At 74.6% G+C, this 10,677-nt stretch carries 10 protein-coding genes; 7 read left to right on the forward strand and 3 right to left on the reverse strand.

Going from position 1 to position 10,677, the window contains the following annotated elements:
* Both OUY22_RS33145 and OUY22_RS33150 read right to left on the reverse strand, forming a co-directional pair.
* The coding region (locus OUY22_RS33145) for a protein kinase domain-containing protein (RefSeq protein ID WP_270159218.1) at positions 1 to 933 on the reverse strand (933 nt) is incomplete at its 3' end.
* Between the two features lie 30 nt (positions 934 to 963).
* On the reverse strand, positions 964 to 1,806 hold the full coding sequence (locus OUY22_RS33150) for an arylamine N-acetyltransferase family protein (protein ID WP_270159219.1): 843 nt from the start codon (positions 1,804 to 1,806) through the stop codon (positions 964 to 966).
* A 72-nt stretch (positions 1,807 to 1,878) separates the two neighbouring features.
* Between OUY22_RS33150 and OUY22_RS33155 the strand changes: the two genes are divergently transcribed.
* Genes OUY22_RS33155 through OUY22_RS33180 form a run of 6 tightly spaced genes read left to right on the forward strand, consistent with a single transcriptional unit; the run spans position 1,879 to position 9,788 of the window.
* Complete coding sequence (locus OUY22_RS33155; protein WP_270159221.1) at positions 1,879 to 2,562, forward strand: response regulator transcription factor; 684 nt, start codon at positions 1,879 to 1,881, stop codon at positions 2,560 to 2,562.
* The gene (locus OUY22_RS33160; protein WP_270159222.1) at positions 2,559 to 5,543 is read left to right on the forward strand and encodes a DUF4153 domain-containing protein; all 2,985 of its coding nucleotides are present in this window, start codon (positions 2,559 to 2,561) and stop codon (positions 5,541 to 5,543) included. Before OUY22_RS33155 ends, OUY22_RS33160 begins: the two co-directional genes overlap by 4 nt.
* A gap of 8 nt (positions 5,544 to 5,551) precedes the next feature.
* Complete coding sequence (locus OUY22_RS33165) at positions 5,552 to 7,087, forward strand: N-acyl-D-amino-acid deacylase family protein (protein ID WP_270159223.1); 1,536 nt, start codon at positions 5,552 to 5,554, stop codon at positions 7,085 to 7,087.
* A gap of 35 nt (positions 7,088 to 7,122) precedes the next feature.
* Complete coding sequence (locus OUY22_RS33170) at positions 7,123 to 8,202, forward strand: alanine racemase (RefSeq protein WP_270159227.1); 1,080 nt, start codon at positions 7,123 to 7,125, stop codon at positions 8,200 to 8,202.
* Complete coding sequence (locus OUY22_RS33175; protein ID WP_270159224.1) at positions 8,199 to 8,579, forward strand: RidA family protein; 381 nt, start codon at positions 8,199 to 8,201, stop codon at positions 8,577 to 8,579. Before OUY22_RS33170 ends, OUY22_RS33175 begins: the two co-directional genes overlap by 4 nt.
* Positions 8,580 to 8,591: 12 nt before the next feature.
* Positions 8,592 to 9,788, forward strand: coding sequence for a hypothetical protein (locus tag OUY22_RS33180; RefSeq protein ID WP_270159225.1), 1,197 nt, complete (start codon positions 8,592 to 8,594; stop codon positions 9,786 to 9,788).
* 3 nt (positions 9,789 to 9,791) lie between these two features.
* On the opposite strand, the gene OUY22_RS33185 is transcribed toward OUY22_RS33180, so the two are convergent.
* Complete coding sequence (locus OUY22_RS33185) at positions 9,792 to 10,409, reverse strand: LysE family translocator (RefSeq protein ID WP_270159226.1); 618 nt, start codon at positions 10,407 to 10,409, stop codon at positions 9,792 to 9,794.
* A gap of 101 nt (positions 10,410 to 10,510) precedes the next feature.
* Here OUY22_RS33185 and OUY22_RS33190 point away from each other — a divergent pair.
* Positions 10,511 to 10,677, forward strand: a 167-nt coding sequence (locus OUY22_RS33190; RefSeq protein WP_270159228.1) for an ATP-binding protein, incomplete at its 3' end; no start/stop codon positions are given.

The raw sequence follows: 10,677 nt of genomic DNA on the forward strand, positions 1-10,677 counted from the left end.
CACCGCCAGGAACAGCGTGGCCCCCAGCGCCCACAGGTCGCCCGCCGGCCCCGGCACGCCCTCCGGCGGCTGATAGGCGGGCGGCGGCGCGGGCACCGGCGGCGGGAGCAGCGACGCCCGGCCCTCCGGGTCGATCAGCACGCTGCCCGGATGCACCCCGCCGTGGTGCCGGCCGCGGTCGTGCCAGGCGGCGAGCCGGTCGAGCACCGCCAGGCCCACGGCCGCCGTCCGCGCCGGGCTCAGCGGGCCCTCGGTCGCGACCAGCCGCTCCAGGGAGCGGTCCAGCGCCAGCCGCCGCAGGGTCCACGCCACCGCCTCCGAAGGCGGCGAGTCCGGCGTGAGCATCGCCCTGATCAGCGCCCGCAGCGGGTCCGTGGCCGCGGCCGGCTCCTGGCCGGGCGGCCTGCCCTCGACCGCGAAGTGCAGCGTCGCGGCCAGCGACCAGAGGTCGGCGCCCGGCCGCATGCCCGTCGACGGCAGCCCGAACCCCGTCAGCAGCGCCCGCCCGGTCGGCGACAGCAGCACGTTGCCCGGACGCACCCGGCCGTGCGCGATCCCGGCGGCGTGCGCGGCCGTCAGCGCCGACAGCACGTACACGCCCACCCGGGCCGCCTGCCTGACCGGCAGCGGCCCCCGCCCGCGCACCGTCTGCTCCAGCGACGCGCCCTCCACGAACGCCATCACCAGCCACGGCTCGCCGTCCTCCACCGGCACGTCGAGCACCGGCACGATCGCCGGATGGACGAACCCGGCCACGCGGCGGGCCTCCCGCACGGCCGCGTCCGGCTCCCCGCCGGGCGCGCGCAGCCGGCGCACCACCACGTCTCGGTGTTCCACCTCGTCGAAGGCCAGCAGCAGCTCACCCCCGCCGAGGGGGTTCAACAGCCGATAGCGTCCCGCGAGCTTCCCGGTCTCTCCCTTGGCCACGCGCACCAGCGACCTCCTGACGAGCTGTGTACCCCGTCAGGACAGCCATGCCTCATGCGCGGCGTGCAACCTCCCCCACAGCCGGTCCTTGTCCGCTCCGCTCACGTCGTCCAGCGGCAGCGCGAAGACGTCCGCCAGCGCCGCGTAGTAGTCGCGGGCGCTCTCCAGCGTCACCCTGTCCGCCCCGACGCCGAGCCGCGACAGCACCAGCCCGCGCAGGCTGTCGACCCCCCGCGCGTCCCGCCGCTGCACCACGGCGACCCGCACGAACCCCGACTCCGGCGACGTCGACTGGTGGTCGTGCATGGCCGCGAAGTCGGACATCGCGGCCGGCTCGGGACCGAAGTCGACGCCGAGGAAGGACCCGCCCGGGTCGTGGTCCAGCCGCCACCCGCCGGGAACCACCTCCGACGGCCGCAGCCCGTACGTGTGCGGGCCCTGCCGGTAGGTGCCCGCGACCAGCGGGAGCGGCTCGTGCAGCCCGTCGCCCAGCCCCACGTCCACCAGCCACCCGCCACCCGGGTTGGCCTCGTCCGGCAGCCCCGACACCGTCAGCGCGAGGTGGTTGCCGGTGATCCCCGGCTCGCCTCCCCGCATCTGCGCGCCGGCCACGTGCCGCGTCACCGTGTAACCCAGCTTCGCCAGCAGCGCCGAGAACGCTCCGTTCAGGTGGTAGCAGTAGCCGCCGCGGCCGCCGAGGATCCGGGCCGCCGACTCCAGCGGATCCAGCGACGTGGGCCGGCCCAGCCAGATCTCCAGGACCTCGTACGAGACCCGCTCCACGTGCGCGATGTGCAGGTCGCGCAGGGCGGCGGCGGAGGGCGGGGCGTGCTCGAGTTCGGGCAGGCCGAGGCGGCGCAGGTATGAGGGGATGTCCACCGCCCAAGTCTGCACCGGATGTGCACGAATTGGGGAGTGCCGTCTGCACACCCCGCTTCTAGGCTCTCGGATGTGACGCAGCAGCGACGCATCCTCGTGGTGGAAGACGACCAGACGATCGCGCGGGCCGTCCGCGACCGGCTCGCCGCCGAGGGGTTCCAGGTCAGGACGGCCGCCGACGGGCAGGCCGGGCTCGCCGCGTTCGCCTCGGCCGAACCCGACCTCGTGATCCTGGACCGGCTGCTGCCCGGACTCGACGGGCTGGAGGTGTGCCGCAGGATGCAGGCCGCCCGCCCGGTGCCCGTGCTCATGCTGACCGCACTCGGTGAGGAGACCGACGTGCTCGTCGGGCTCGGCGTGGGCGCCGACGACTACCTGGCCAAGCCGTTCAGCATGCGCGAGCTGGTGGCCAGGATCCACGCGCTGCTGCGCCGGGTGGAGCGGGCGGGGCAGCTCGCCGCCGAGGACGCCGTGATCAAGGTGGGGGAGGTGCGGATCGACACCGCCGCCCGCAGGGTGTTCGTCCGCGGCGCCGAGGCGCAGCTCACCCGTACCGAGTTCGACCTGCTGCGCCGCCTCGCCGAACGGCCGGGCCAGGTGTTCGAGCGGGAGCGGCTGCTGTCGGACGTGTGGGGGTTCTCCGAGGCGGCCGCCACCAGGACCGTCGACAGCCACGTGCGGGCGCTGCGCCGCAAGCTCGGCTCCGACGTGGTCCGCACCGTCCACGGCGTCGGCTACGCGCTGGTACGGCCATGAGACCGCTCGACTTCCTGGGCCGGATCAAGGTCAAGCTCGGGATCGTCATCGTGCTGGCCGTGGCGACCGCGTTCGCGGTGAACGAGGTCGGCATCAACTCCGGGCTGTCGCGCGAGGTCCGCATCGGCGTGGCCGTGGCGCTCGCCCTCATCATGGTCCAGGTGCTCGCCATGGGCATGACCAGACCGCTGCGCGAGATGGCCAGGGCCGCCCAGACCATCGCCAAGGGCCGCTACTCGCTGCGCGTCCAGGCCACCTCCCGCGACGAGGTGGGAGAGCTGGCGCGGGCCTTCAACGCGATGGCCGCCGACCTCGGCGAGGTCGACCGGCAGCGCCGCGAGCTGGTCGCCAACGTCAGCCACGAACTGCGCACGCCCATCACCGGGCTGCGCGCCGTCCTGGAGAACGTCGTCGACGGCGTCTCCGCGCCCGACCCCGTCACCATGCGCACCGCGCTCGCCCAGACCGAACGCCTCGGCCGCCTGGTCGCCCAGCTGCTCGACCTGTCCCGGCTCGACTCCGGCGCGCGGCTCATCGAACCGGAGGCGGTCGAGCTGAGGCCGCTGGTGGAGCAGGCCGTCCGGGAGGCGGCGCTGGCCCGCGAGGACGTCCGGCTCTCCTCCTCGGTCGCCGCCGGGCTCGTGGTCCTCGCCGACCCCGACCTGATGGCCCAGGTCCTGGCCAACCTGCTCGACAACGCCGTACGGCACAGCCCGCCGGACGGGACGGTCACCGTGACCGCCTCGCCCACCAGCACCGGGGTGCTTCTCGCGGTCGCCGACCGGGGGACGGGCATCCCGGCGTCGGCCAGGGCGCGCGTGTTCGAACGCTTCTCCAGGCTCGACGCCGGGCGCACCGCCGACGGCGGAGGAGCCGGGCTGGGCCTGGCCATCGTCAAGGAGATCGTCGAACTGCACGGCGGCTCCATCCGCATCGACGAGTGCGCGGGGTGCCGCATGCTCGTCGACCTGCCAGGGAGGACTGTGATGGTGCTCGAAGACGGCCGCCGCGGGGAGGAACCGGCCCTTGACCACGAGCCCGCCCCCTCCGCCGCGCCGGGCCCGGCGGGTGCGCCGGTGACGTCCGACGCCGTGGAGGCCGCGCACGCCGGCCCCGCGGGAACGGACGCCGGAAGCCCCCGGGCGGAGGACCCCGGGCCTTCCGCGGGGCCGGCCGCCTCGCCGCGTGCCGGGTCCCGGGTGGCGGTCGCGGAGCCGCCGGTGAAGGGGCTGGTCAGCATCGTCACCGGGGGGATACTCGGGCTCGCGGTCGGGTTCGTGGCGGGGCTGTTCGCGGCCGCGATGGCGAGTGTGCTCCTCGGGGACGGCGCCGCGCTCCTCACGCTGGTGTGCGTCACCGCGCTGTTCGGCGCGGTCGGGACGGCTGTGGGCGCCGGCGTCGCCCGCCGCGCCGCCGAGCACGCGCACCTGGTCGCGGCGTACGGCCAGGCCACGCCCGCCCACGGAATGGACGGGCCGGGAGCGCCGCCCGCCTACACGCCGCCGCCGCTGTTCCCCAGGCCGGTGCTTCCCGCCACCCCGCGCTGGCTGCTGCCGGCGGCGGGCGGGGCGGGGGTGTTCGCGGCCATCGCGCTGCCCGACGCGCAGCTCGGGCTGGGGATCGTCCTGGTGGCCCTGGTGCTCGGGGCGGCCGCCCTGCCCGCCGCCACCCGGCGGATGACGCCGTGGACGATCGCCTTCGGGCTGACCGCGTACTGGCTGATCGCGATGGCCGCCGTCAGGGACGCCGACTGGCTGGTAGGGGTCCTGCTCCTGGCGGGGGCGGGACTGGCCGCGCTGGCCGTGTCAGGCGCGGGCCTCGGCTGGCTCGGCGTCCTCAGGGGCGGCGCCTCGGTCCTGTTCGCGCTCGGGCCGCTGCCCTGGTTCCTGGCCACGCCGCTGAAAGGGCTGACGGCCAGGCGGCGCGTCCTGCCGGTGCTGGCCGGGATCGGCATCACGGTCGTGCTGCTGGGGGTGTTCGGGCTGCTGTTCTCCTCGGCCGACCCGGTGTTCGCCGCCTACGTGGAGCGGCTGACCGCCACCCCCGACTGGGCCGAGTCGCTGCCGGTGCGGCTCGTCGTGTTCGCGGTGTTCGCGGCGCTGCCGGCGGCTGTGGTGCTGGTGGCGCTGCGGCCGGTCGTCGACCCGGTGACGCCCGACCTCAAGGTCCCGGTGAGCAGATCCATCTGGCTGGTGCCGCTCACCGCGGTCAACCTGCTGTTCGCGGCGTTCGTCGCGGTGCAGATCACGGCGCTGTTCGGCGGCGACGCGTGGGTGCTGAGGACCGCCGGGCTCACCTACGCCGAGTACGCCAGGCAGGGCTTCTTCCAGCTCGTCGTGGTCAGCGTGGTCGTGCTGGGCATCGTCGGCGTGGCCGCCGGCGTGATCAGGACCGAGCGGCGGGAGCGGTGGCTGCTCACCGGGCAGCTCGGCCTGCTGTGCGGGCTGACCATGGTGGTGCTGTTCTCCGCGCTGCACCGGATGGACCTCTACACCGACGCGTACGGGCTGTCGCGGCTGCGGCTGTCGGTGGAGGCGACGGTGTACTGGCTGGGGGCGCTGTTCGCGCTGGTACTGCTGGCCGGGGCGGGACGGCTCGCCGGGCGCGGCTCGGGCTGGCTGCCGCGCACCGTCGTCCTGCTGACCGGGCTGGCCCTGGGCGCCTTCGCGATGGTGAACCCGGATCTGCGGGTGGCCGAGTCGCAGGTGGCGGTGCGGGGCGTGCAGGAACTGGACTCCGACTACCTCGGCGACCTCGGGGCCGAGGCGGTGCCGGCGCTGGACCGGCTGCCTGAGCCGCTGCGCAGCTGCGTGCTCGCCGACGTGGTGGCGGCCAACGACCTGGACCGGCCCGACCCGTGGAACGGCTGGAACCTCGCCAGGACGCAGGCCAGGGACCTGCTCGCCGAGCGCCCGATCCGGCCCGGCCCGCTCGTCTCAGGGTCGGAAGGATCGTGTTACGTACGCACCACCGGTGGTTGAATCTGGGGGTGAGGTTCGACGTAGTCATCAGCGGCGGCCGGGTGCTCGACGGCACCGGCGCCCCGCCCTGCCGGGCGGACGTGGGGATCACCGGTGACCGCGTCACGGCGGTCGGCAGGCTCGACGGCGCCGAGGCGGCGTCCGAGATCGACGCGTCCGGGCGGCTGGTGGCCCCGGGCTTCGTCGACTGCCACGTGCACGGGGACGCGGTGGTGTTCGACCCCGCCGTGCAGCTCGCCGCGCTGCGGCAGGGCGTGACGACGTTCGTGCTCGGGCAGGACGGGCTGTCGTTCGCGCCCGGCTCCGCCGAGACCGTCGCGTACGCGTCCCGCTACTTCGCGGCGGTCAACGGCCCGCTGCGGGAGGGGCCGCTGTCGGTGGCGGAGCTGCTCGACGGCTACGACCGCGCGGTCGCGGTCAACACCGCCTACCTGCTGCCGCACGGGACGATCCGCTACGACGTGATGGGCGCCTCGCCGGCGCCCGCCTCCCGCGACGACCTGGCGCTCATGCTGGCGGCGGTCGAGCGCGGCCTGTCCGAGGGCGCGGTCGGGCTGTCCAGCGGGCTGGAGTACCTGCCGGGCCGTTACGCCGACGCCGAGGAGCTGGCCGAGCTCTGCCGCCCGCTCGGCGGACTCCCGTACGTCACCCACATGCGCGCCTACGGCGCCAGGGCCGGGATCGGGCTCGGCGAGGTGGTGGAGATCGCCGAGCGGTCCGGCGCGGCCGTGCACGTCTCCCATCTGCACGGCCCTGCCGACGTGCTGCTGCCGCTGCTCGACGAGGTGGGCGCGAACGTCGACCTCACCTTCGACACCTACCCCTACCTGCGCAGCAGCACGATCCTGGCCATGATGGTGCTGCCGCCCACGGTGCCCGCAGCCGACACCGCGAAGGCGCTGGCGACGCTCCGCTCCGGCGAGCTGGACGCCTGGTGGCCGGGGCTGGCGCAGACCTGGCCGCGGCTGACGATCTCGCACGCGCCCGGCCTGGAATGGGCCGAGGGCCTGACCGTCGTCGCCGCGGCGGAGCGCGAGGGGGTGGAGCCGGCGGAGTTCTGCCGCCGCCTGCTCGTCGAGACCCGGCTGGAGGCGGGGTGTGTGGCGGCCCGCCCCGACGAGGGCCCGGAGGGGGAGGAGTCGGTGCGCCGCGTGCTGCGCCACCCGTCCCACACCGGCGGCTCCGACGGCATCTACGTGGGCGGCCACCCGCACCCGCGCGGCTTCGGGGCGTTCGCCCGCTTCCTCGGCCGGCACGTCCGCGAGCTCGGCGACTGGACGTGGGAGCAGGCCGCGGTCCACCTGTCGTCCCATCCGGCGCGGCGGTTCGGGCTGACGGACCGGGGGCTGCTGCGGCCCGGGTTCGCCGCCGACGTGGTGGTGTTCGACCCGCTCACCGTCGCCGACCGGGCGACGTACGAGACGCCCCGGGCGCCGGCCGCCGGGGTGGACGACGTGCTGGTCTCGGGGGAGCGGGTGCTGGCGGCCGGCGAGCTGACCGGGGCGACGCCCGGCAGGGCACTGCGGTCAAGATCCGCAGGATAGGGTCGGAACCGTTCGGAGGGGGTGCGGTGCCGGAGATGCTGGGGCGTTCGGTGTTCGGCGGGGAGCTGACCTTCCCGCTGATGGTCGTGCACCGCGACGCGCTCGACCACAACATCGCCACGATGGCCGCCTTCGCCCGCGACCACGGGATGGAGCTCGCGCCGCACGCCAAGACCCACATGTCGCCGGAGATCGCCGCCCGCCAGCTCGCCGCCGGGGCCTGGGGGCTGACCGTGGCCACACCGGCCCAGGCGCGCACCGTGCGCGGGTTCGGCGCCGCCCGGATCATGGTGGCCAACCAGGTCGTCGACCCCGCGGGGCTGCGCTGGGCCGCCGCAGAGCTCGACGCCGACCCGGGCTTCACGCTGCTGTCGTTCGCGGACTCACCGGCCGGGGTCGACGTGCTGGCCTCCTTCGCGGGCTCCCGGCCGTTCCCGGTGCTGGCCGAGCTGGGCCATCCGGGCGGCAGGGCCGGGTGCCGCACGGTCGAGGACCTGCTGGCGCTGGTCCGGCACGTCGAGCGGACCGACGGGGTCGAGCTGGTCGGGGTCGCGGGGTACGAGGGAGCGCTCGGCACGGCACAAGAGGTCCGGAAATATCTAGATCTGTTGCAGGAGGCCGCCGAACACCTCCGCGTCCGCACCCCGATCCTCACCGTCGGCGGCAGCCAGTGGTTCGACGTGATCGGCCGCCACCTGGCCGCCACCCAGGCCCGGATCCTCCTGCGCAGCGGCGCCTACGTCACCCACGACGACGGCTTCTACAGCGAGCGCACCCCGTACAACCGGATGGACGGCGAGCTGCGCCCCGCGCTCGAGGTGTGGGCGCACGTCCTGTCCACCCCCGAACCCGGCCTGGCCGTGGTGGGCATGGGCAAGCGCGACGCCCCGTACGACGAAGGGCTGCCCGTGCCCAGGCGAGACGGCGTCACCGTCGTCGCCATGTGGGACCAGCACACGATCGTGCGCGCCGACGGCCTCCGGCCCGGAGACCTGCTCGCGTTCGGCATCTCCCATCCGTGCACCGCCTTCGACAAGTGGCGCCGGCTGCCCCTGGTCGACGGCGACTATCGGATCGCCGGCACCATCACCACCCGTTTCCAGGAGCAGCAGTGAAGAAAGAGCTGAGAACCACCGAAGGCGCGGCCCCCATCGGCGCCTACTCGCAGGGCCTGGTCGTGGGCGAGTTCGTCTACACCTCCGGCATGGGCCCGCTCGACCCGCAGACCGGCGAGGTCGTCGGCGACGACGTCGCCACCCAGACCCACCAGGTGATGCGCAACCTCGGCGCGATCCTGGCCGCGCACGGGCTCGGCTTCGACGACGTCGTCAAGGCCACCGTCCACCTCCAGCACCTCAAGCGCGACTTCGCCGCCTACAACGAGGTCTACCAGTCGTACTTCACCCCTCCGTACCCCGTGCGCACCACCGTCGGCTCGCACCTGCTCGACATCCTGGTGGAGATCGACTTCGTCGCGCACAAGAGCGCCTGAGGGACGCCTGCCGTGGACAGTTCGGTGTTCGTCTTCGCCGAGGACCTGCGCGGCGAGGGCGTCGAGCGGGTGCTCGACAAGATCAAGGGGTACGGGGCGGCCGGCGTCACGGTCGGCGCCGTCCATCACGCCGTCCGCGACGTCACCCCGCACGGGCTGTCCCGGCTGACCGTACGCCACGACGGGGCGCACTTCCCTCCGCCCGCCGACCTGTTCTCCGGCCTGCGGCTGCGGCCGCTGGCCGGACACCAGGACACCTTCGACGGGCTGCGCGAGGCGTGCGCCGAGCGCGGCCTGCGGCTGCACGGCTGGAGCGTGTTCCTGCGCAACGCCACCCTCGGCAGGGCCCACCCCGACGTGACCGTCCGCGACTGCTTCGGCGACCGCGGCTCGCCCGCCGACCTGTGCCCCGCCCACCCCGACGCGCGCGCGTACGCGGTCGCGCTGGCCAGGGCGGTGGCCCGGCTCGGCGTCGAGTCCGTGGTGGCCGAGTCGCTGCACTTCCGGCCGCTGCGGGCCGGGCGCTCGTTCGTGCCGCTCGGGCCGATGGACGCCTACCTGTTCGGGCTCTGCTTCTGCGACTACTGCATGCGCCGGGCCGCCGACCTGGGCGTGGACGCCGAGGTGGCGCGCGAGGAGTGCGCCGGGATCCTCGGCCGCGTGCTCGACGGCGACCCGCCCGCCCAGGGCGAGGTGACCAGGGCCGCGCTGACCGCCTACGCCGGGCCCGACGTGGTCGCCTACGCCAGGGCCAGGTCCGAGACCGTCACCACGCTCGTCTCCGACGTGGCCGCGGCCGTCGGCGACGAAGGGTCGAGGCTGGTGTTCGCCGACGCGACCGGCGCCGTCAAGGGCTACCGCGACGGGCTGCCCACCCCCGGGCCGGCCGCCCACGACGCCTGGCAGCTCGGCGTCGACCTGGTGGCGCTCGGCGACCTGGTGCCCGCCTTCGCGGTGCTCGCCTACGCCCGCGACGCGGCCAGGGTCGCCGACGACGTCGGCGCCTACCTGCGCTCGGTCGGCAAGGACCGCGAGGTCCGCGCGGTGCTGCGGCCGGGACACCCCGACACCGACTCCGCGGACCGGCTGGTCGCCAAGGCGCGGGCGGCCAAGGCGGCGGGCGCGGCGGCGGTCGACTTCTACGCCTACGGGCTCATGCCGCACCCCGTGCTCGACCGCGTCCCCGCCGCCCTCGCCGAGGTCCGGTGACCCTCATCTCCTCCCGGCGAACGCCGTGGCCACGCCCAGGCCCAGATAGACGACGCCGCTGACGTACCGCAGCGTCCTGGCCCGGCGGGCGAGCCGGCCGCCCAGCGCGCCCGCCGCGACCGCGTACACCACGTCCGAGATCAGCCCCAGCACCAGCAGCGTGAGGCCGAGCACCACCACCTGCAGCGCGGGCGACCCTGCCGCCGGGTCCACGAAGTGCGGCAGGAGCGCCAGGAAGAACAGCGTCACCTTCGGGTTCAGCACGTTGACCAGCACGCCCTCCAGGAACACCGCGCGCAGCGGCTGCGCGGACGGCTGCCGCTCCGCTCCGCCGTCCTTCGCGGTGAACGCCCGGATCGCCAGATAGACGAGGTACGCGACGCCCGCCCACTTCACGACCGCGAACAGCGTCGCCGACTGCGAGATCACGTACGACAGCCCGAGCGCGGCCGCGGCGATGTGCACGAGCGTGCCCACCTCCACGCCCAGCGCGCTCGCCAGCCCCGCCGAACGGCCCTGCGCGAGCCCTCTGGCGGCGATGTAGAGATGGTTGGGCCCGGGGATCAGCACCAGCGCCATCGAGGTGGCGGCGAACAACAGGAACGTGGTCGGGGAGATCATGTCACCGACTGTACGGGCGCGTTTGGTCCTGGATTAAGGCCAATCAGCCGTACAAATCGTGGACCAATGAGGTTGTCGGTCACCCGTGGCATAGTGGCTGCGTGAACGGTTCCCTCGTCGGTCGCGCGACCGAGCTGACCCGGCTCGTCCGCGTGCTCGACGCGGCCGCGTCCGGCACCGCCGGGGTCGCGCTCATCGGCGGCGACGCCGGCATCGGCAAGACCCGGCTGGCCGCCGAGCTGGTGTCCGAGGCCCGCGAGCGCGGCTT

It is taken from the genome of Nonomuraea corallina (assembly GCF_027620315.1).
GTDB classification, from domain to species: Bacteria; Actinomycetota; Actinomycetes; order Streptosporangiales; family Streptosporangiaceae; genus Nonomuraea; species Nonomuraea corallina.